The organism is Sphingobacterium sp. BS-2 (genome assembly GCF_046161205.1).
In the GTDB taxonomy this organism is placed as follows: Bacteria; Bacteroidota; Bacteroidia; order Sphingobacteriales; family Sphingobacteriaceae; genus Sphingobacterium; species Sphingobacterium mizutaii.
Window position 1 is genome coordinate 37,213 of sequence record NZ_JBIXGO010000015.1, and the last position, 22,140, is coordinate 59,352.

General features: G+C 39.8%; 19 protein-coding genes. 7 read left to right on the top strand and 12 right to left on the bottom strand.

The window, feature by feature from the left end:
- Positions 1 to 165 precede the first annotated feature (165 nt).
- Together ACK2WI_RS06545 and ACK2WI_RS06550 are read left to right on the top strand one after the other, a co-directional pair.
- Positions 166 to 693: a DinB family protein gene (locus ACK2WI_RS06545; RefSeq protein ID WP_093097975.1), complete on the top strand. Its 528-nt coding sequence runs from the start codon at positions 166 to 168 to the stop codon at positions 691 to 693.
- Positions 694 to 715: 22 nt separating this feature from the next.
- Positions 716 to 1,003, top strand: a complete 288-nt coding sequence (locus tag ACK2WI_RS06550) for a hypothetical protein (protein ID WP_409150138.1) — start codon at positions 716 to 718, stop codon at positions 1,001 to 1,003.
- Between the two features lie 11 nt (positions 1,004 to 1,014).
- Here the strand turns inward: ACK2WI_RS06550 and ACK2WI_RS06555 are convergent, their stop codons facing one another.
- From ACK2WI_RS06555 to ACK2WI_RS06575, 5 genes are read right to left on the bottom strand one after another with little or no spacing between them, the layout of a single operon-like run.
- Positions 1,015 to 2,199 (bottom strand): class I SAM-dependent methyltransferase, encoded by a 1,185-nt coding sequence (locus ACK2WI_RS06555; protein ID WP_409150139.1) that lies wholly within the window; start codon positions 2,197 to 2,199, stop codon positions 1,015 to 1,017.
- Positions 2,192 to 3,460 (bottom strand): aspartate kinase, encoded by a 1,269-nt coding sequence (locus tag ACK2WI_RS06560; RefSeq protein WP_409150140.1) that lies wholly within the window; start codon positions 3,458 to 3,460, stop codon positions 2,192 to 2,194. The genes ACK2WI_RS06555 and ACK2WI_RS06560 overlap by 8 nt, the downstream gene beginning before the upstream one ends.
- A 5-nt stretch (positions 3,461 to 3,465) precedes the next feature.
- Complete coding sequence (locus ACK2WI_RS06565) at positions 3,466 to 4,317, bottom strand: DUF3298 domain-containing protein (RefSeq protein WP_409150141.1); 852 nt, start codon at positions 4,315 to 4,317, stop codon at positions 3,466 to 3,468.
- Complete coding sequence (locus tag ACK2WI_RS06570; RefSeq protein ID WP_409150142.1) at positions 4,298 to 4,747, bottom strand: GNAT family N-acetyltransferase; 450 nt, start codon at positions 4,745 to 4,747, stop codon at positions 4,298 to 4,300. Before ACK2WI_RS06570 ends, ACK2WI_RS06565 begins: the two co-directional genes overlap by 20 nt.
- Complete coding sequence (locus ACK2WI_RS06575; RefSeq protein ID WP_409150143.1) at positions 4,747 to 5,436, bottom strand: YggS family pyridoxal phosphate-dependent enzyme; 690 nt, start codon at positions 5,434 to 5,436, stop codon at positions 4,747 to 4,749. Before ACK2WI_RS06575 ends, ACK2WI_RS06570 begins: the two co-directional genes overlap by 1 nt.
- A gap of 77 nt (positions 5,437 to 5,513) precedes the next feature.
- Here ACK2WI_RS06575 and ACK2WI_RS06580 point away from each other — a divergent pair, with 77 nt between their 5' ends.
- The 3 genes from ACK2WI_RS06580 to ACK2WI_RS06590 all read left to right on the top strand — a co-directional run bounded on the left by ACK2WI_RS06580 (position 5,514) and on the right by ACK2WI_RS06590 (position 11,747).
- Positions 5,514 to 6,239 carry a DUF4296 domain-containing protein gene (locus tag ACK2WI_RS06580; protein ID WP_093097964.1) on the top strand — a complete coding sequence of 242 codons (726 nt, stop codon included), beginning with the start codon at positions 5,514 to 5,516 and terminating at the stop codon, positions 6,237 to 6,239.
- Between the two features lie 3 nt (positions 6,240 to 6,242).
- Positions 6,243 to 8,621: an endonuclease MutS2 gene (locus tag ACK2WI_RS06585; RefSeq protein WP_409150144.1), complete on the top strand. Its 2,379-nt coding sequence runs from the start codon at positions 6,243 to 6,245 to the stop codon at positions 8,619 to 8,621.
- Between the two features lie 462 nt (positions 8,622 to 9,083).
- Positions 9,084 to 11,747: a TonB-dependent receptor domain-containing protein gene (locus ACK2WI_RS06590; RefSeq protein WP_409150145.1), complete on the top strand. Its 2,664-nt coding sequence runs from the start codon at positions 9,084 to 9,086 to the stop codon at positions 11,745 to 11,747.
- Between the two features lie 89 nt (positions 11,748 to 11,836).
- Here the strand turns inward: ACK2WI_RS06590 and ACK2WI_RS06595 are convergent, their stop codons facing one another.
- Both ACK2WI_RS06595 and ACK2WI_RS06600 read right to left on the bottom strand, forming a co-directional pair.
- The gene (locus tag ACK2WI_RS06595) at positions 11,837 to 12,052 is read right to left on the bottom strand and encodes a hypothetical protein (protein WP_409150146.1); all 216 of its coding nucleotides are present in this window, start codon (positions 12,050 to 12,052) and stop codon (positions 11,837 to 11,839) included.
- Between the two features lie 287 nt (positions 12,053 to 12,339).
- Complete coding sequence (locus ACK2WI_RS06600) at positions 12,340 to 13,044, bottom strand: TIGR00730 family Rossman fold protein (protein WP_093097958.1); 705 nt, start codon at positions 13,042 to 13,044, stop codon at positions 12,340 to 12,342.
- 210 nt (positions 13,045 to 13,254) lie between these two features.
- On the opposite strand from ACK2WI_RS06600, the gene ACK2WI_RS06605 reads away from it, so the two are divergent.
- A complete protein-coding gene (locus ACK2WI_RS06605) occupies positions 13,255 to 14,532 on the top strand; it encodes a Gfo/Idh/MocA family protein (protein WP_409150147.1) in 1,278 nt (425 codons plus the stop codon).
- A gap of 98 nt (positions 14,533 to 14,630) precedes the next feature.
- Positions 14,631 to 15,245, top strand: a complete 615-nt coding sequence (recR, locus tag ACK2WI_RS06610) for a recombination mediator RecR (RefSeq protein WP_093097954.1) — start codon at positions 14,631 to 14,633, stop codon at positions 15,243 to 15,245.
- On the opposite strand, the gene ACK2WI_RS06615 is transcribed toward recR, so the two are convergent.
- From ACK2WI_RS06615 to ACK2WI_RS06635, 5 genes are all read right to left on the bottom strand, one after another.
- Positions 15,242 to 16,462, bottom strand: a complete 1,221-nt coding sequence (locus ACK2WI_RS06615) for an MFS transporter (RefSeq protein ID WP_312698478.1) — start codon at positions 16,460 to 16,462, stop codon at positions 15,242 to 15,244. The two genes, recR and ACK2WI_RS06615, sit on opposite strands and share 4 nt — an antisense overlap.
- A 12-nt stretch (positions 16,463 to 16,474) precedes the next feature.
- Positions 16,475 to 17,440 carry a metallophosphatase gene (locus tag ACK2WI_RS06620; protein WP_313368461.1) on the bottom strand — a complete coding sequence of 322 codons (966 nt, stop codon included), beginning with the start codon at positions 17,438 to 17,440 and terminating at the stop codon, positions 16,475 to 16,477.
- A complete protein-coding gene (locus ACK2WI_RS06625) occupies positions 17,415 to 18,179 on the bottom strand; it encodes a 5'-nucleotidase C-terminal domain-containing protein (protein ID WP_312698476.1) in 765 nt (254 codons plus the stop codon). The genes ACK2WI_RS06620 and ACK2WI_RS06625 overlap by 26 nt, the downstream gene beginning before the upstream one ends.
- Positions 18,180 to 18,284: 105 nt before the next feature.
- The gene (locus tag ACK2WI_RS06630) at positions 18,285 to 19,520 is read right to left on the bottom strand and encodes an ROK family protein (protein WP_093097948.1); all 1,236 of its coding nucleotides are present in this window, start codon (positions 19,518 to 19,520) and stop codon (positions 18,285 to 18,287) included.
- A gap of 1,344 nt (positions 19,521 to 20,864) precedes the next feature.
- On the bottom strand, positions 20,865 to 22,124 hold the full coding sequence (locus tag ACK2WI_RS06635) for a PQQ-dependent sugar dehydrogenase (protein WP_409150148.1): 1,260 nt from the start codon (positions 22,122 to 22,124) through the stop codon (positions 20,865 to 20,867).
- Between the last annotated feature and the right edge of the window lie 16 nt (positions 22,125 to 22,140).

The following is a 22,140-nucleotide window of genomic DNA, read 5'->3' on the forward strand; positions in this document are numbered from 1 at the left end:
TTTTCATCTCCTTTTTAGTTCAATAAGATTTGATTTTTTTTACCTCTGCAAATCTCTACAATAATAATCCTATTATTTTTTACAAAAGTTAAAAAAATATTAAGTTTCTGTTGACAAACCAATGTCATTGAATGTTATACTTTTGAGAAAATCAATGTTTATATCATGGAAAATTCAAGTATTATTAAAATTCTATTATCCCAATACCGAGCAGCCCTAGGCATGCTACGTGATGTCACGGAAAAGGTGCCAGAGTCGGAATGGGATTCTAAAGAGTATAACAATCCTAATTGGCAATTGATTTATCACACGATATGGAGTGCCAAATTGTACCTTTCTGCGAGTTATGAAACTTTTGAACCATTTGAAGGGGCCATCGAAGGCGCTGAAAGTTTAGGGGGTGATAAGGATTGGGAAAATGCAGAAGTCGAAATAATAGGCCTGAATTCAAAGCAGGAGCTATTGGAATTTATCCAAGAAGTGGAACAGAACTTAGAATCTTCCTTAAAGCAATTGCCATTGGAGGCTGATTCTGGTTTTGAATGGTATCCTTATAGCCGATTAGAACTGCATTTAAATACCATCAGGCATATTCAGCATCATACTGCTCAGGTGATTGAGCGGTTGAAATCGAAGGGAATAAAGGGCTTTCCTTGGTGGATCGATCAGAACAAACCCGGAGAATGGGTCTAATGGACAGATAAAATCTAAAAATATGTTTGCAGTAAAAGTAGAATATGAAGTATTCCCGGATTATGAAGGGGAGAATAAAAATAGGATTCAGGATTTTTTGAAAGCATTTGAGGAATTAGATAAAACTAGGTTCAGATATACTGTATATCAAGATCGAGAAAGCAAAAGATTTATCCATCTTTCCGAATATCAAGATGAGGAGATCCAAAAGGAGTTATTATCCAACCCGGTTTTCTTAAAGTTTCAGGAAGAGCGGGACAAGAATTTGAAGGCTTCTCCTTCAATAACATGGTTAGATTGTTTGCAATAGGAAACCTGGAGTTAGCGAATTCTGGTACATTCTATAACAATCAATTGATTGCTACTATCCGTTGTAAAGAAAAGATAGGTTTTACCACCATCTTTGATTTTATGTTTTTTGCGGATCACTTCGACTTTCTCTGGGAAATTCCTTGTGGCAATATTAGCCTGAAGAAAAGGATTGTTCTTTTTTAGGCTTGAGTAGGGTAAAACCTGCTTTATTTCAAAGACTCTTCCGGGAAATTCAGGCTGAAAAACCTCAGAAGTATATAAATGGGAATGCTGATGGAGTTTTCCAAGACCAAAATACTTCCCAACACTCTTGAAGGCTCCTGCTTTACTGATGGCAACATCGGAATCGTAAAGGAAATGCTGGGGTTCTGTATAGCGATTCATTGTTGCCCGTTCAATATCGTAGGTGAATTCAAAGGTTTGGAGCTGATCGGCAAATAAACGGATGGCTCGAATCTTGGTCTCACCCTCAAAACTTCGCTCTTGAATAAATAACAACTCCTTACAATCATTATCCAAGCTGATGACATATACATATTTCACATGCTTCAGGCTTGTCAATGCTGTACTGATATCGAGCAGGGGAGAAAGTTTACTGATGACATATTTCCCCTTGCTAAAGAAAAGATCCTGGTTAGCGACAATATTCGGTTCACAATCTTCCAACAGGAATACCTTTCCTTGGTTTACTCTTCTAGAAGGGTCTACATAGATATAATCAAAGGAATGGTCTTCACTCTGTCTGAGTAATTCGATCCCATCAGTGGCCTTGCAAATCAAGTTATTGACCCGGAGGATCTTGGCATTATAGGCCACGATCTCAGATAGCTTCTCATTTAGTTCGCAATGAATGACTTCTTCGGCCTCTTGTGCTAAATAACAGCTATCCACCGAGAATCCCCCTGTCAAATCAATGACACGGCTTCCTTTGGCAATCAAAGTTTGCTTGATCAGAGCGGTATGTTCGGATGAACATTGCTCTAGGTTAATCTTATCAGGATAATAAATGCCTTCGCTGAATGCCCAGGTAGGTAATTTCTTGACACTACGTTGCCAACCATCGATTTGGGAAGCCAATTCTGCTGAGCTCACATGAGGAAAAGGACTTTTCTTCAAGGCTATTTCTGTGGGTGATTTTTCCCTGTTAGCCTTAATGAATTGTTGTACATCCTTCTCTAAAATGTGTTTATTCATCTTTGTTTTTCACAAGCATTTGGCAAGTGTAACTATCTTTAAGTTCGCGAAAAATTTCCTTATTTACCAAAACTCGATCTATTGTTTGTTGATTGTAGTATCGAATGGTGATTAATTCTAAACCTGTTGCCACAGATACCTTATATCTCTTTTTCAACTGCTCCAAAAGATTCAACACATTCTCACCGGTATCATCCACGCTAACCGAGAAACTGATTGCAGAGTTATGCATCATATTGATCTTGATCCTATTCTGATGGAAGGTGTCAAAGATATGGCTCAAGTTATCCTCTACGATAAAGGAGAAATCTCGCGGTTGGATGTTGATAAAGACCTGGTTGACCTTAAAGATAAAAGAAGGGACAGGTAGGGTCTGGTTCGTTGTTTTTATCTGAGTGCCAGGTTCTTCTGGGTTTACAAAGGAACGTACATTTAAGGTGATCTTTTTATTTTGAAGCGGTTTGATGGTTTTTGGGTGAATAACCGTTGCTCCATAATAAGTTAATTCAATCGCATCAGTATAAGAAAGTTCCGGGATCAATTCTGTTTGGTCGAACCATTTCGGATCAGCATTCAAAACTCCAGGAACATCTTTCCATATCGTTATGTTTTCCGCATTTAAGCTTGCAGCAAAGATGGCTGCTGAATAATCTGAACCCTCGCGACCCAATGTTGTCGTAAAGTTTTCAGAAGTGGATCCGATAAAACCTTGCGTAACAACAATATATTCATCTAATATGCTAGGAAGATCTTTGCGGATCTTTTCTTCCGTCTTTTCCCAATCTACTTTCCCTTCACGGTAAGTATTATCGGTCATGATAAAATCCCTTGCATCCACCCATTGTGTTGCTAGACCTTGATAAGAAGAATAAGCAGCCACTATTTTGGTAGAAAGCAATTCACCTACCGAAACGATCTGGTCATAAAGGTAGTCGTAATCATCCTGCGGTTCCTCTTCCAGGATCCACTCAATTTCTACGAAAGTATTGGCGATATCATCATAAACCGGATGGTTATGATCAGGAAATAATTCATGCAGGATGTCAAAATGTTCTTTTTTCAAACTTTCAAGGTGTTCAAAACAAGCACCATCACGTTTGATGTAACTTTCCGTAACTTTCACTAATTTATCTGTCGTTTTACCAATTGCCGAAACTACGATCAACAGAGAAGAATCCCTATAACGTTCAACAATGGAAACAACATTTTTTATATTCTCTGCATTTTTAACGGAGGCTCCGCCAAATTTAAATACCTGCATTTACGCTACTGAATTGAATTGTAATACTCTTTGATGTTTTTTATATAATTCTTTCCGGTTTGGGTCATACAATCCTGAATTTCTTCATAAGGAATGGTGAGAAAAGTAGTGCCTCCGGAATATGGCTTGATTTCGTAAGAATTATAAAAAAATATTATACCTTCTTTTGAAACACCATAATTTGCAGCTAAGCTAAAAGTGTCATTTTCGAAGAAATAATCCTCTTTATAGCTGCTGGTATCCGATAGCCCTTCCTCTTTTCGAAAGAATCTTTCTGCAATTTTAGTAAATTCTTTCATCTTATTCTCAGAAATAAACGTATTCAGCTCTAATTTTTCTTTCGTCTGCACATCATAAACATTCCATAAGGTATAACTATTCCCATGTGCACCTCCTGAAAATTCATAAGTATTATTGTCCATCATGATCAGGTAAGGGTTATTCATCATCACGCCAATAAAAGTTTCCTTTTGCCATGCTAGTGGATGTCTTACCTCATTCTCCTCAACAAAATTGGCATAGCCTTCCAAGAAATTGTTTACATATTGATCCAATGTTTGTTCTTTGCCCAAAAGGATGTTTTCCTTCACATATCGGTTCATGGTACTATCCTTAAAGATTGGATAGGTCAAACCAATATAGGTCGTATCTATTTTGTCGCCATCGGCAGCAAAATAAGGACTGAACTCCTTAATGGTCGAATCATGGTACACTAGAGTGTCTTTAGAACCAGTGACTACATGTTTATGTGCTTTTGATCCATCGGCTTTATTGCTCTGGCAAGAACTCGCTGATGCCAATAACATGACAGACGCTAGAATAGGGTATAGGCTTGGTTTAAAAATTGATGTTAACATTGATCCACTCTTCATCGAATTTCGTGTTATACTTTTTATAAAAATCTATTGCTGGGGTATTCCAATCCAATACCTGCCACATCATTCCAGAATATCCCAGTTCTTTGGCATAAGCAATGGTATGATCTAAAAGATCCTTACCAAATCCTTTTCCACGCATGCTTTCCGTAATGATGATGTCCTCCAGGTACAATCTTCTGCCTTTCCAGGTCGAATACCTTATATAATATAAGGACATCCCTATGATTTTACCTTCATATTCACCCACAAATGCCCACCAGACCGGATTTTCGCCAAATCCTGAATCCTCAAATTCCTGCATGCTGACTGTCACTTCCTCAGGTGCATTTTCAAACAAGGCCAATTCCTTGATCAGTTCCAATAATCGGGGGCAATCTGCTTTTACTGCATTGCGAATGGTTAAACTCATTATTGTGCTTTATAGTGTTTGATAATTCTCTTTCCAAATATGGTACTTCCTAACCTCACCATATTGCTACCTTGCTCGATAGCAACCTTATAGTCAGAACTCATACCCATGGACAAGATATCAAAACTTTCTTCCTTGCGGAAATAAGTGGTCTTGATTCCATCAAAAAGCATTTTAAGCTCATAGAATTCTTCTTTGACGATTTTTTCGTTTTCAGTGTTGCTGGCGATCCCCATCAATCCACGGATACGGATGTTTTTGAAGCCTCCAAATTCCTCAGAACGCAATAATTCAATGGCCTCTGCATGGTCCAAGCCAAACTTGGTATCCTCATCAGCAATATAGATCTGCAGTAAGCAATCAATGATGCGGACATTCTTGAGAGCATGTTTATTGATCTCAGCTAAAACCTTCAAAGAATCAACAGAATGGATCAAACTTACAAAAGGAGCAATGTATTTTACTTTATTGGTCTGTAGATGGCCAACCAAGTGCCATTCAATATCCTTAGGCAAACTTTCATACTTGGCAACCAAGTCTTGGACTTGGTTCTCACCAAAAATCCGCTGACCAGCCTCATAGGCCTCCATAATATCTTCATTAGGTTTCGTTTTCGAAATCGCAACTAATGTAACACCGATAGGGGACAATTCTTTTTGTAATTCTGTAATATTCTTTGCTATACTCATGATGAAAAAGGGTTCGCATTGATGAAATTTGGAAAGCTTATTGCAAGCTTTTCCGTAAATTTGTACAAATTTACAAAATGCATCGCTTAATACTGAGTTTACTTCCTTTGTTTTTTATCGTTATTGCCTGCAAAAAGCAGGTTCCTGAAGGTATTTTGCCTCAAGAGGACATGGTTGAGCTCATGACCGAGGTACATATCCTGGACGGATATATTTCAAATATCCCTGTGGATAGTGCCAAAAAGGTCATTGACCCACTTTATGAGCAGCTTTTTGCCAAATTTGGAATAGATTCTACAGCTTTCAACAAGAACGTGAATTATTATTTCGGGAATCCGGCATTAACCATGAAGACCTACGATCAGGTCGTTAAAACCTTGGAGAAAAGAGAACGCAGTTATTACAGCCAAGATTCCCTGAAGAATCTTATTATGCAAGATAGCATGAGCAGAGTGACCCGCATGCAGGTCAAATTACAGACGCTCAATAATATGATCCTCAATGCCAAAGCTGATTCTGCAGAACTTAGTATCGCCGATAGAACCAGAAGGTTTTACGAACCTGTAGGATTGATGCGCTTTTGGGAAAGAAACATTTTTGAAAAGAAAGCTCCTTTGGGGACTGAAGTACCAGATATATCTACATTGCCTGTGCCGGAAAATACAACGCCTGAAACTACACCTGAAGAGCAAAAACCAACGGAATTGAAACCCCAGGAAAATGTAGATACAATTCCTTTTAGACCTCGAAACGAAAGACTCAAACCGGTCACTAGGCCGCGAGAAAGACCTATTGTACAATAGAAAATGATATATCCACAGAACGCAGTAGAAAAGTTAGGATTTACGGAAATAAAGGGACTCATTAAGGCAAAATGCCTTAGTGAAGCAGGGAAAGAATTGGTAGATAAGATCCAACCTCAAGTGAAACTGGATTTAATCGATCGTTTCTTGCGACAGGCAAACGAGTTCAAAGAGCTTCTTGTCCATGATGCACCCCTACCTGTAGACCACTTTTACCCGATAAAAGCTATTATAGAAAAAGCAAAAGTAGAAGGCTCTTTCCTATTGGAAGATGAGTTCCACCGTGTTTTGCTTTCTCTCCGGACGGTTTATGCCGTCATACGTTATTTCAATGATCGCGCTCAGCAATACCCAAACCTAGAATTGCTTTTCGAGCATCTGCCGATCGAAAAAAATATCCTTCGTCAGATCGAACAGATCATTGATGATAGGGGAAAGATCAAGGATAATGCCTCCAAATTATTACTGGAAATCACCTCCCAGATCAGCAAAGCTGAACAGGAAGCCAGAAAGCGTCTGGATACGGTCTATAAACAGGCCCAGCAGAATGGTTGGACCGCCGATGGTAATCTGACCATTCGAGATGGTAGACTTTGTATCCCTATACTCGCAGAAAATAAACGAAAACTGAAAGGTCTGATCCATGATGAATCAGCTACTGGACAAACTGCTTACATAGAACCTGAAGAGGTTTTCCACCTCAATAATAAGGTTAGAGATCTTGAATTTGAAAGAAGAAGGGAAATCGTTAGGATCTTGACCAGCTTAACCACTGAACTGAGACCACATGTTCCGCTGTTGTTCGCCTACCATGGCTTGTTGACCAAATTGGATTTTGTAAGGGCAAAAGCTCTGTTTGCATTGGATATTGATGCGCAGATGCCTGAACTATCCAAGGAGGCAGAAGTGTTTTTGGTGAATGCCAAACACCCACTCCTTTATTTGGCATCAAAGCAAGAAGGTCACCATTCTGTTGTGCCCCTGAACCTTAGGATCGATGAAACTGATCGAGTTTTATTGGTCTCAGGACCTAATGCTGGTGGTAAATCAGTCTGTATGAAGACCGTTGGTCTCTTGCAATTGATGTTCCAATCCGGATTACTGATTCCTTGTGACACCAATTCCAAGCTAGGGGTGTTCAAGCAGTTCTTCGCAGATATCGGAGACGATCAATCCATAGACAGTGATTTAAGTACATATTCCGCACATCTTTCAAAGATGAAGCACTTTACCCAATTCTCCAATGCGAGGACAATGGTCCTGATCGATGAATTTGGGACAGGTACAGATCCTCTATTTGGAGGTCCTATCGCAGAAGCCGTTCTGGAAGTGTTGAACAAAAAGCAGATCCGCGGTGTCATCACGACCCACTATTCGAATCTGAAGGTCTTTGCAAGCAATTCTGAAGGTATAGAAAATGCTTCCATGCTTTTTGATAATGAGGCAATGAAACCTCTATATATATTGCAAACTGGTAAACCAGGAAGTTCTTACGCTTTTGAAATCGCACAGAATATCGGCTTGCCTAAAGAAGTCCTTCATCTAGCTAAACAGAAAATCGGTGTTCAGCAAAAGAAAGTCGATACTCTATTGGTCGACCTAGAACGCGAGAAGAAGGAGGTCTATGATACCAAGGTGGCCATCAATCTTCGTGAAAAAGAAATCGTTGGTCAACAAGCAGAATTGAATGAGCTAAAAAGCTATTTGGAAGAAAACAAGCGACAACTGCTTAAAGATGCCAAAGAGGAAGCTAGGCAGATCATCAAGAATGCCAATAAACTGGTTGAAAATACCATTGCAGAGATCAAAACCAAACAAGCTGATAAGGAAGAAACCAAAAAGCTGAGGGCTGGCTTGCAACATGCTTCTGATAACCTGAAAGAAAAACAGGTCAAGGAAAGCAAAAAGCCAGAGCTTGTCAATGAATCTGCGGAAGCGGTTGAAGTAGGGGATTGGGTGAGGATCATTGATACAGGTAATGAGGCGCAAGTGATTGAGATAGCGAAGAATAACCTGATCTTAGCGCTTGGAGATTTGCGCACGGTAGTAAAAAAGAATAAAGTGGAAAGACTGAGAGGCAAGGAAAAAGCTAAAGCCGCCAAGCGGTTTAGATCTGTTGCTTCAGAAAGCGTGGCAGACTTTAGCCCTGAGGTTGATGTCCGTGGAATGCGAACCGAAGATGCTTTAGGCAAGATTGAACAAGTCTTGGACCGCGCAGTCATGATCGGCTATCCTTCCTTGAAGATAGTGCATGGAAAAGGAGATGGTATCTTGCGCAGGTTTATCCGTGATTATCTAAGGAAATATAACCAAGTCAGCCGTTTTGAAGATGAACATGCTGATCGAGGCGGAGATGGAATTACCTACGCCTATTTGGACTAAGAAAATTATAGCATTTGAAAGGGAACTAAGATTTTGGTTCCCTTTTTTTTGTTCCAAAAGATTAACAAAACCTTTTGAAGGTCTATATGGTTATCGAATCACAGAAAATTAGACCCTTTATTTTCCTTCTTATCCGCAATGTTAAACTCCTGATTTTTGTCCGTTTATAAAAATAGTTGTTGCTATAACTGCTAAATCATTAGAAATAGGAAAAAACTTTTCAACAATTTCAAGAATGTTAAAATTTGTTAAAATATCAAATTCCAATCGGTTTCATTGCCAAAATTTCAACCAAAATGAACAGTTGTTTAAAAAACTAATTAAGTTTTAAATTTTTGCTTACTCGAATAAGTCAAATAAATGCAAAAACGTGGTTGTGAGTATATTAAGTTTATGTTAATCCAGTCTGAAAATCAATATGTCTTTATACTTTTGCACTACTTATTTTAATAAAATAGAAGTATGAAAAAAATCTCTACTCAATTAGTAACATTATTTTCAATGTTGTTGCTTTGCAACGTCGCTTGGGCACAGACAGTCCTGAGAGGTGTTGTAACTGATGGCACCAACCCGGTTGCGGGGGCATCTGTATTAGTACAGGGCACATCGGCTGGTACATCGACTGATGCAAATGGAGCTTTTACATTAAACTCTCCAAAATCATCAGGTGTTTTAATTTTCCGCGTTCTAGGATTCAACACAAGCGAAATCAAATTCGCAGAAGGACAATCTGACTTAGGAACAATTGTTTTACAAGCTCAAGAAGATGGTGAAGCAATTGGTGAAGTAGTGGTAATTGGTAAAGGTATTATTGATATCGCCGATAGAAAGACTCCTATCGCTGTATCAACTATCTCACCTTTAGAAATTCAAGAGAAAAGTGGTGCTAACGTTGAATTCCCTGAATTAATGAAGAACACACCTTCAATCTACGTTGCTGACCAAGCAAGTGGTTTCGGTGATTCTAAAATGTTCGTTCGTGGTTTCGACCAATCCAACACCGCATTCTTATTAAATGGTCAGCCTATCAATGGTATGGAAGATGGTAACATGTACTGGTCTAACTGGTCAGCAATGTCTGATGTTGCGAACTTGATCCAGATTCAAAGAGGTCTTGGTTCTTCTAAATTGGCTATCTCTTCAGTAGGTGGTACAGTGAACATTGTAACCAAAGCTACTGACATGGTGAGAAGAGGTTCCGTAGGTATGTCAACTGGTAATGATGGATTAGCTAAAGCTATGATTTCTTACAGTACTGGTATGCAAGGAAAATGGGGCGTGTCATTTATGTTGAATGGATGGAGAGCTGATAAAAAATATGCATTAGGAACTGCAGGTGCTGGACAAAACTATTTTGTTTCTGTGGGTTACAAACCAAACGATAACAACACCTTCAACTTTTTGATCTTTGGTGCTCCTCAATGGCACGATCAAAACTTCTCTAAACCTTTAGAAACTAGCTACAGAGAAGTAGGTCCTACTGGAAACAAAACTAAAGTTATTGGAACTCCAGGATATGATATTACAGGTGAAAGAGGTAACTCTAACTACGGTTGGTATAATGGTGAAGGTCTTTCTCAAAGAACAAACTTCTACCACAAACCAGTTACCAACTTAAACTGGGACTTGAAAATCGATGATAGATCATCTCTTTCTACCGTTCTTTACGCATCAATGGGTAAAGGTGGTGGTACTGGTATCTTAGGTAATGGTCCAGGTTATACCGTTAATGGTTTTAACTCTAATGGTACTACAAACTGGGATGCTTTAGCTGCTATTAATGCTGCTCAGCCTAACAAAATCTCTAACGGAAACAATGGTTCTGCTTTAAGAGCTTCTGTAAACAACCACTTCTGGTACGGTTTGGTTTCTAACTATAACTTCGAAGCTAACGAAAACTTCTCTTTCAACTTAGGTGCTGATTTACGTTTCTACAAAGGTGATCACTTCCAACAACTGATTAACCTTTTAGGTTCTGAAGGTCGTATCGCAGAAAATAAAACTCGTGAAAAAGGATATGTAGTTTCTGAAACTTTCTCTACTAACCCATGGTCTTCATTATTCAATAGTGCTGATGTAGATCAAAGAGTAGGTTATGACAACTCGGAGAAAATCAATTACCAAGGTGTTTTTGGTCAAGTAGAATATAGTTTAGATGGATTCACTGCTTTCGTTCAGGGTTCCCTTTCTAACCAATCTTACCAAAAAATCGACCGTTGGAACTATGCTGAAGGCGAAAAGAAATCTAAATTCGACAAGAAATTCGGTTACAATATTAAAGGAGGTGCATCATATACTTTCGAAGATGCACACACAATCTTCGCTAATATTGGACAATACTCTCGTCAACCTTTCTTAGATAACGTATTTGTTTCTAATACAGTAAATTTTGTAGATCCTTCAGTGGATAATGAAAAAATCTTCGGTGTTGAAGCTGGATATAAATATTCAAACCCGATCGTTGCTGTTAGCTTCAACGCTTACTACACCAAATGGGATAACAGATTCACTGATTATACAGCTAGAGATTATACAGTAGGTGGAACAACTTACCCTGATGTAACTTATTTGTTCACTGGTGTTGGTCAGCTTCACAAAGGTTTAGAATTAGAATTTGACGTAAATGTTCTTTCTAACCTTAAATTAAGAGGTTACGGATCAATCGGTGACTGGAAATATGATGGTACTTCTCCTTACCGTGTAAGAGATAACAACTCTTTCGATATCGTTTTCGAAGATAAAGAAGGTCAGGATTTAACAGGTGTTAAAGTAGGTAATGCTGCACAAACCACTTTCGGTTTAGGTGTGAAATACTATATCCTTCCTCAATTCTCAATCGATGCTGATTACAACCACTATGCAAGATTGTATGGAAACGTGAATGTAGATGACGTAATCAAATCATCATTGAACAACCAAGTTTACCAACCTGAAGAATTAAAAGCTTACAACGTAGTTGATGCTGGTTTAAGCTATACTTTCAACTTGAAAAACGGTAAGAACGTAAAATTCAGAGGTAATGTGAAAAACCTTTTCAACGAGAACTACTTCTCTAGAAAAGATGCTTTCGGTTATTTCTACGGTTTAGGTACAACTTGGAACACAGGTTTGACTTACAACTTCTAAGCAAAAGATTAATTCCAATAATAAAAGAAGTCCCTCGATATTTCGAGGGACTTCTTTTTATATCTTTTTTAGATCCAGACTGAGCGGATTTAGATGTCGGCTAGCGGAGTCGAAGCCACATCCTGGTTCATTCCCCGATCTTGGTCCATCCTCTTATCCCATTCATCCTGGTTCAAATTCAGCGGGCTTATGCAATAAGCCCCTACCGTCGAACATATCATGATTAGATGCCGGCTGAGCGGATTTAGATGTCGGCTGAGCGGAGTTGAAGCCACATCCTGGTTCATTCCCCGATCTTGGTCCATCCTCTCATCCCTTTAATCCTGGTTCAAATTCTACGGGCTTATGCAATAAGCCCCTACCGTCGAACATATCATGATTTGATGCCGGCTGAGCGGGTTTAGATGTCGGCTAGCGGAGTCGAAGCCACATCCTGGTTCATTCCCCGATCTTGGTCCATCCTCTTATCCCTTTCATCCTGGTTCAAATTCAGCGGGCTTATGCAATAAGCCCCTACCGTCGAACATATCATGATTAGATGCAGGCTGAGCGGAGTCGAAGCCAAATCCATAGCCAAATCCTAAATCAACCCCTAAAAATTCGGTTTCAATAGATACTTATCATAGAACCTAAAGATATGTTCTGTAGCTTCTTCAGCAGTATCCACCATTCTATATAGATTCAGATCCTCCTCGCTGATATATTTATTACCTAGCATGGTATTCTTGATCCAGTCAAACAAACCATTCCAGTATTCGGTACCGACCAATACAATCGGGAATCTTGCAATCTTACCAGTCTGAATCAATGTAACAGCTTCAAACAATTCATCCATGGTTCCAAATCCTCCAGGCAATACAATATAACCTTGGGAGTATTTCATGAACATGACCTTGCGGACGAAGAAGTAATTAAACTCCAATAATTTATCGCGGTCAATATATTTATTGTGGAATTGCTCATGGGGAAGCTCAATGTTCAGTCCCACAGACTTTCCTCCGGCCGTATAGGCACCTTTATTGGCAGCTTCCATAATACCTGGACCTCCACCTGAAATAACACCGTACCCGCGGTCAGCCAACAGCCTCGCGATCTCTACGGTCATTTGATAGTATTTATGCTCATCCGGTGTTCTTGCCGATCCGAAGATCGAAACACATGGTCCAATCTTCGCTAATTTTTCAAACCCATCCACAAACTCCGACATGATCTTAAAGATTTGCCATGAGTCTTTTACTTTTATTTCTTGCCAAGTTTTGTTGGCAAACGAATTCCTGATTTTGTCGTCTTTAACCATTTGGTCTTTTAGTTTTTGTGCACGAAAGGCCTTTTTTTGCCCTTTTCGATGTAATATAAGATTTTATATCATATTTTTCTAAAGCTTGGTAATTGTTATTATTATCATAAAAAATCACAAAAAAATCAATTAAATTTTGAATTAATAAACTGATTTAATACATTTATCAAACGTAAACCTATTCACGACTGAAAAAATCTTAAACCTATAATGAATAGACGGGACTTTATTAGTAAAACTGCTTTGGGCGCAGCTGCAATTACCATATTACCTAGACATGTCTTGGGTGGTAATGGCTTCTTGGCACCTAGCGATCGTCTCAATCTAGGATTTATCGGGGTAGGCAAGCAGATGTACGGTCTTTTGAACCAGTTCATGAAATTGCCGGAGACCATGGTCATCGCCGCTGCTGATGTAGATAGCAGTAAACTCAATAATTTTATTGGTGAAGCGAATAAGTTGAATGCCAGTAAGGCAGCTCATCAGGTACAAGGTTTTGGACAGTACAGAGATTTGCTGGCCATTAAAGATATAGATGCCGTAATTATTGCGTCTCCAGACCATTGGCATGCCATGCATGTGGTAGATGCTGCTAAAGCAGGAAAAGATATCTATTGCGAAAAGCCTTTGGCACTGACCATCGATGAAGGGCGTGCAATGGTGAATGCAGTCAGAAAATATAAGAGAGTATTGCAGACGGGAAGTATGCAGCGTTCGCAATATAATTTTAGACAAGCAGCGGATTTGATCCGCAATGGCTATATCGGAGATATCAAAGAGGTCAATGTATCGGTAGGCGAGCCTGTTAAGGAATGTGATTTACCTTCATTGCCAGCTCCAGCCCACCTTGATTGGGATTCTTGGATTGGACCATCACTTTACCGTGGTTTTAATCCAATCTTAAGCCCCGCTCTAGGTGCACCTGAATGGTCGCTGTGGCGTCTGTATCATGGATTCGGTGGTGGATATGTGACCGATTGGGGTGCCCATATGTTTGATATTGTGCAGTGGGCTTTAGGAATGGACCATACTGGCCCAGTATCTTTTACCCCTCCAGATATTCCAATGGCTAAGGAAGGACTTTATTTCACCTACAAAAACGGTATTAATGTCCATCATAAATCTTGGGGCAGCTTCAATGCCATTCAGTTTTTGGGTACCGAAGGTAAGATTGAGGTCTCCAGGGAATTCCTGAGGTCCGATAAAGCTGAGCTCCCAAAATTACAGATCGCTGAAAAAGATCGTAAGGTATACTATTCTGAGAATCATTATCAGGATTTCGTCGACGCGATCAAAAAGCGTTCAAAACCGATCTGTGATGTAGAAATTGGACATCGAACAGCCACCGTATGTAATGCGGTAAACATTGCTTATCAAATACAAAAACCGATCAAATGGAATCCGAATAAAGAGGTATTCGATAGTCCATTTGCCAACAATCTAAAGGGTAGAGCTTACAGAGGGAAGTGGGATTATTTAGATTTTTAAATTAGAGCACACATAGATTTGTTTCATAAACCGACGCGCCAGATATTCGAAAGAATTCTGGCGTGTTTTTTTGCTCTTTATTTTCGTAATTTTGAAAAATGAACTTTTCGTCAAAACTATTGGAGCAGGCTGTGGAAGAATTTGGAAAACTTCCTGGCGTCGGTAAAAAAACAGCCTTACGATTGGTGTTGCATCTCCTGAAGCAATCGGATGCCGAGGTGAGCCGTTTTACCGAATCCTTGGACCGACTGAAACAAGATATTAAATATTGCCGTACCTGCTTTAACATCTCCGATTCTGAACAATGTGAGATCTGTGCTTCACTAAAACGTGATAAGGGCCTGATCTGTGTTGTTGAAGATACCCGGGATGTGATGGCTATTGAAAACACCAACCAATACAGTGGCGTTTACCATGTACTTGGCGGCTTGATCTCACCCATGGAGGGGATAGGGCCTGCTGACCTGAAGATTGAAGGATTAATTGAGCGTGTACGTTCCGGTCATGTCCAAGAAGTTATCCTTGCTTTGAGTGCAACCATGGAAGGCGACACCACCATATTCTATCTGTATCGTAAGTTAAAGGAATTCAATGTGCAGATCAGTACCATTGCCAGAGGTATTGCCTTTGGTGGTGAACTGGAATATGTGGATGAAATTACTTTAGGAAGGTCCATCGCGACCAGGGTCCCTTATGAACGGAATGTTGGTTAATGTTCGGTTTTCATCTTGCTGATGATCCAATAAAATCCAATCCCACAGAATATCAATATCAATCCTGCCGAAGTCCACAACGTAGAATAGCCAAAATGTTCTGCCGTATAGGTCCCCAAGAAAGGGGAGAAGATATTGGCGGCCGCAAAGGCCAGCGAGTTAAATCCCATATATGCACCTTGATTGCTCCGACTGGCTCTGTTGATGGCCACGGTTGCCGTAAATGGTAATGTTAACATCTCACCAGTAGACAAGAAAAACATCGCCAAATATAACCAGGAAATCCCGAAATCAGCTGTCAACATCAAATAGGACATCCCAGAAATAGCCGTTCCCCAGAGCATAATTTGCCGGACCGAAAAACGATGTTCGACGATATGTACCAGCACCATCTCAAATAACACGATGACAAAGCCACTAAAGCCTAATAATAATCCGATTTCATCGGAATGCAGATTATGAGCTTCTTTATAGAAAAGGGGTAGGGTACTTAATAATTGGAAGAATGCCATCGAAAACAGACAGCATAGGATATTGAACACAATAAATAAGCTGTCCTTATAAGCGTTCCGAACAGGTTTATCTTCCTCTATTTCTTTTTGACCAATACTTTGCCCAACCTCAGTCCTTGCCTTTCTGTTCCTGAAGAAATATATAAACACGATGGCAGCACAAGCAGCGGCAATGGCGTTTCCATAAAAAATCCAGTTGTAAGAAAACTTAGCTAAGAAACCACCCAATGCAGGGCCAATGGAAAACCCTAGGTTCACCGCCATCCGGTTTAAGGAATAGGCGCGGGTAATGTTTTCGGGTTTAGCATACCTAGCTACCGAAACCGAGTTAGCAGGTCGGAAAATATCAGCAACCAAGGTCAGGATAAAGATCATGATGGCCAGACCTTCAAAGGTTCTGAACATCGGTAACAACAGGAATAGCGGTATTACGGAGATCAAACTCCAGGTCTGTACCTTAAAGTTCCCGAATTTATCAGTTAGCCATCCTCCTAACCAAGAACCACAGACCGAGCCCAATCCAAAACAACCCAATACCAAACCAATCTGCGTTTTGCTGAATCCCAACTCCGAAGACATATAGATCCCCAAGAATGGAATTACCATGGATCCCGCACGGTTGATTAACATAACCAGAGCCAATAGCCATGCAGCAGGCGATAGGCCTTTATAAGAGTTGATATAAAGTCGAATTAATGCTCTCAATATGAATGTTTTCTAAGCAATCCTGCTTGCTAGGTTGTCTAATCTTTTGTCTATGCTATAGGTGGTCGCTATACTTCTTTTAGTTCCCTTCTTTTTGTCCAGGATAAAATCTATCCTTCCTAGGTTAACCCCAGAAAAGCCAGTTTGGTTTACCAAAGTAATTTGATTGTCCAAGTTTTTTACCTCCGTAGGTTTATCCAAGAAGGTATGGGTATGGCCGCCGATAATCAGGTCTATATGCCTTGAATTCTTCGCCAATAGTAAATCCGAAACTTTATCCGTATCATAATTGTAGCCAATATGGGATAGACAGATGATCAGATCGCATTTCAGCTCATTCTTTAACTTATGAGTATACTTCGCAGCGACTTCAATAGGGTCAGAAATCTTTACACCGGCATAACTGCGTGGATCAACCATGCCTTTCAGGTCAACACCCACTCCAAAAACACCGATTTTTACACCTTCTCTTTCAAAAACAAGGTAATCCTTGGTTTTGCCTTCCATAATGGTTCCTGTAAAATCATAATTGGAAGTGACGAAAGGGAAGTTTGCTTTGTCAAAATGCTTAAGTAATCCCGGTAATCCATTGTCAAACTCATGGTTTCCAAAAGTTCCGGCATCATAACCGAGCTTTGACATCAGTTCAAGTTCCACCTTGCCATCAAAAACATTGAAATAGGGTGTGCCTTGGAACATATCCCCAGCATCGAACAAAAGGACGTTCTTTTCTTCAGAACGGATCTTTTGGATCAGGGTGCTTCTTCGAGCCACACCACCTAGACCTTGCAGTCTTGAACCATCCATAGGGTAGGGTTCAATTCGGCTATGTACATCATTGGTATGCAAAAAGGTGATCTTAACTTCTTTGGATTTGCTATATCCTGCAAATGGAATGGAACTCAAGGATGCAGTTGCTCCTAAAGCCATCACGCTTTTAATAAAGCTCCTTCTATTCAATGATTTTAACTCTTCCATCTAACTTTGCTTCTACTTTTTTACCTTCTTTTGTTAACTCCTGCACAAAGCTGATCAAGCCTTCACGAACTCTTTCGCTTGTGACATTCTTACTGATCGGATTGCTTAGACCTCGGACTAGATCACCACCATTGGCAATAAAGTCATAGGTAACCAACTTATATGTTTTATTCGGGTTGATTTCTTCACCTGCGATCTTGAAACTTTGGATTTTCTTATCTTTAATAATCAATTCCACATTCCCTAAAGGCTGTCCGTTGGTTTCTGCAATAAAATCTGCCAAAACTTGGACATCAGTTCCTTTGAGCTCTAAAATGGTAATGTAATTTTCAAATGGCATGACCTCAAAGATAGATCCTACCGTAACATTGCCCTGTTTGATTCCTGAGCGGATACCATCTTTGGTGGCCATCGAAAATACCACCTCGGGGTCAACTTTCTTGCCGATGGACAATAGCGCATCGGAGAAGAAATTGCTCAATTCTGATTCTGGAAGGTTGCGGTTTTTTATCAGTGCCTCTGGAGCATATCCCAATACCTCGTTCATCTTATCCTCAAGTTGGCTCTTATAGGGTAAAATGTAATTTGTAATCGCTGTATCTTCTGCAATCTGATTGTTGATTGCCAACATTTGTTTGTTTGATACAGCTGCTTGGTAAAATGTGGTCTTACAGGAGCTGAAGACCAGAAGTACAGAAACCCAGAATAGGATGCTGTACTTGGATAGCTGTGTACTCATATTTTGAAATTATACGCAAAGGTATTAAGATTGCCCTGAATCCAAAAGGTTTTGGATATAAAAGAATGGGCAGATGCTAAAGATTAATCTTCAGCTAACTTTTCCTTAATTCTTGTTAATGCGCTCCTCAAAATAGCAATTCACAAAATGTCTCGCCAAGGCATAAGACAGGCCATTGTCGCCCAGGGTAGAAACCTGTAGACTGCATCCTGTTGCAATCTTGCTCATGGAATAGGTTTGTATCTGTTGTTGTATGGGTGTGATCATCAGCATGGAGGTCCTTGCAAAACTACCAGAAAGCACAATGGTTTCCGGGTTGAATACCTGCATGAACAAGGAGATTGCCCTTCCTAATTTGCTGCCTAATTCCGAGATCAATTGAATGGCATATTGATCGCCATCCATTGCAGCTTGGATGATATGTTCGGGAGTTAAGGGCATGTTCTCGTATTTGGATACGATTAGGGTAGGGATGCCCTCTTCTATATCTCGAGTCGCCTTATTTACCAAGGCGGTTCCAGAGACTAATGTCTCCAAACAGCCTCGTTTGCCACAGTAGCATAGCTCGCCTTCATTAGCAAAGCTGATATGGCCCATCTCGCCTGAAAAACCATCTTTGCCTAAATAGATTTCACCATTGGAGACTATTCCCAATGATATTCCCCAATCCAATCGAATTACCAAGGCGTCTTTTTTTCGCTTCAGCTTACCATAGAACTTCTCTGCCAGCGTAGCGACTTTTGCGTCATTGATGACCTTTGTCCTTTTATTGAACTCATGTTCTAAATGGTTCTCAAGATTAAAACCAGGTTCATAGAAATAGGTGAAGTTCTCACCAGTATATCGATCAATTAAACCGGGCATGGAGATGGAAATCCCAGATACCTGCTCCATATCTAGTTTTTGGTCCTTTATATATTTTTTAACAATGATCAAAAAGGCAGGGAGTTCCCTGAGGTCCGTTGAGATCTCAAATTGAAATAGCTGCGCTGTATTGAGGATATTGCAGTTGTTGTCTACTAAAGCAATACGAACTGACCTACGGTTGATTTCAATGGTTAAGACACGAAACAGACTATCGCTTAATTGGTATAAATTAGGTTTTCTTCCCCCTAGGGATTCACCACGTTCGTGCTGATTCAGGTATTTTTTCTCCACTAACTCAACCATCAAGGTGTTCAAGGTCGGAAAACTTAAGGTCAAACTCTTCATCAAATCATTTACCGAAGCATTGTCAAGTTCATAAACGGCTTTCAATAACCTAAGTTTTTTCTTTGCAGATTTGGCGGTTTTTTTAGATAAGCCCGAAGGACTCACTAATAGCTTTTCAATAAATTTCATGTTTGTTTGAGTTAATAAAATCTCATCGTTAATTTTTGAGGCTTAAATCAAAGTTCAATCAAAAGAATTAACTCAATTAAATTAAACTAATGAATAAATATTTAAATTTTAATCTAAAATAAATAAAAAAATTAATATTCAAATTAAAAAATGCTTACCAAAGACCTAATATGTTAATTTTATTCATAAGATTTATGTTTTAATGTAAAAATTTACAAAACAATTGTTAATAATTTTAACCTAGCATTCGTTTAACTAAAATTAGAAGAAGAGATAATAAGGCGTATGCAGGAGGAAAAAACGCATGGACATCGTTTTTGCATTAGCCCTGTTTTGTGCAAAACCATTTCTAAAATAATATCGCCACTATGGGCTATGTCATTAAGTTAGGGTTTTTAGAGTCACTTTGAGAAGTAAAAATTTGGGCTAAATTTATCGGAAGGTGATGACAGCATGTTGGCAATGAAAATCTATTAGCTCTTTTGTTTTTTAAATATATAACCCCTTTTGGGGTTCCATTATTTTAGCTGGCATGGTACGTTAGCCTGGAAGTCGCGCAAAAACGATGTTCGATTAATCGAACATCGTTTTTGCATTACTCCTTTATTGTTTACCATCCATGCTAAAATAATTCATCCCCGCTGGGGATTGCCTACCTAAGCCAACACCATTCTTCCGTAGGAATTCCTTTCAAGAAATTCCTGTGCCGGGTCTCGATGGATATAGCGAAGCCGAGATGTCGCTCGATGATCCTTTAGGATAAAGTCGATAGTTATTTCGATAAGCTGTTTAATGAAGGAGACCTTTGTACATTTCCAATTCTGAACGATCAGTGAAGAATCTGTACGTAAATGTCCCCAACGTCCTTGTCATCATCCATCGAAGATGGATGACCTGTTCGTTATTTCAATCATTGTTTGTATTGTTCCGAGAAACTTCGTACCTCAGTTTGACACTGGAAAGGAAGATTTTATTGCGTTAAGCTGCCCTAGAAGGGCTGTATCTTTAAGTTTAGTTTTTTTGTGTCATGTTGAGGAACGAAACATCTCGGAGAAATGCAAACGTTCAAAAAATTAATGTATCATTTACTAAATCTTGAAAGGGGTGAAATGTCATTAAATTAAGGTTTTTGGTGTCATCTCGACGGTTATCGAGCGGCGCCGAGATGCCGCTCGACCATCGGAATGATCTTGGTCTATCCTCGGATCCTTTTAATCCTGGTTCACCTCCAGATCTTGGTCCATCCTCGGATCCCTTTAATCCTGGTTCAAAAAAATGGGCGCCCTAAAGCGCCCATTTTCATTATCCTTAAAAATACCTTTATCAAGGCATTCTCAAATTATCTTACTTTTTGTCGACCTTATATAATTTACCGCCATCAGTAACACTGTACAATGCTCCATTTTTACCTTGGATAACATCCCTAAAGCGTTCACCTTTATCAGATAATAATCTTTCCTCGCCAACAACTTTGTTGTCTTTGATGACCAAACGTGCGATATGCGTACTGCTCAATCCACCTATGAATAGGTTGTTTTGCCACTCTGGTACATTTGTGCCTGTGTAGAAGGTCATACCACTTGGTGACAATACTGGATCCCAATAGTAAACAGGTTGCTCTAGGCCATCTTTTTGTTGGATAGGTGGGTTGCCGATTTGATCTCCCTTGTATTCGATACCATAGGTAATCGTAGGCCAACCATAGTTGTTTCCTGCTTTGACTAAGTTGATCTCATCACCACCTCGAGGACCGAATTCAGAGTCCCAAAGATCTCCGGTTACAGGATTGAAAGCCAAACCTTGAACATTTCTATGTCCATAGCTATAGATCTCTGGTTTAGCATCCCCTTTACCAGCAAATGGATTGCCTGCTGCCGGTTTACCATCGGTCGTGATTCTTAAGATCTTACCTAATGCTGAATTTAATTGCTGTGCTTGCGGACGAGTTTCAAGATCTGAGCGCTCTCCAGTAGACACAAATAGGTTACCTTCTTTATCAAATAAGATACGGCCACCATAGTGCAGCTTACCATTATAGGTAGGTAACGCTTGGTAGATTACTTTTGCACCTTCAATGCTTTTTTCGTCCTGTGATAGTTTACCTTTTGCCACTGCCGTATGGTTACCACCAGATACCGGTTCAGCAAATGTCCAATAAACCATTCTATTGTTTGCAAAGTCTGGATCTAGGGTGATGCCCAGTAATCCACCTTGACCTTGTGCATCCACTTTAGGGATACCGGAAATTGCTTCGCCAATGGTTTTTGCATTTGGGTCTACGATACGCATGGTACCTTCTTTTTCGGTGATCAAAAGTCGGCCATCAGGAAGTTCTGCAATTCCCCATGGACTTTTTAATCCTTCAACAACCACTGCAGCTTCAAAAGGAGAAGTGGTTTTTACGCCTGCGATCCGGGTTTGTCCCTCAAATGCCGGCTTGTAATCTGTATTTCCTGGTTTTGTTTCAACAGGTGGGTATTTCGTTGTGTCTTGTACGACTGCGGTTGAATCCTGTGGTTCTGTACCATTTGAATTTGCTCCCGAACAAGCCACGAACGCTGTAGTTGCTGCCAAAAACAATGCGTTTGAGAAGTGTTTCTTCATGTTGGTTGATTTATGT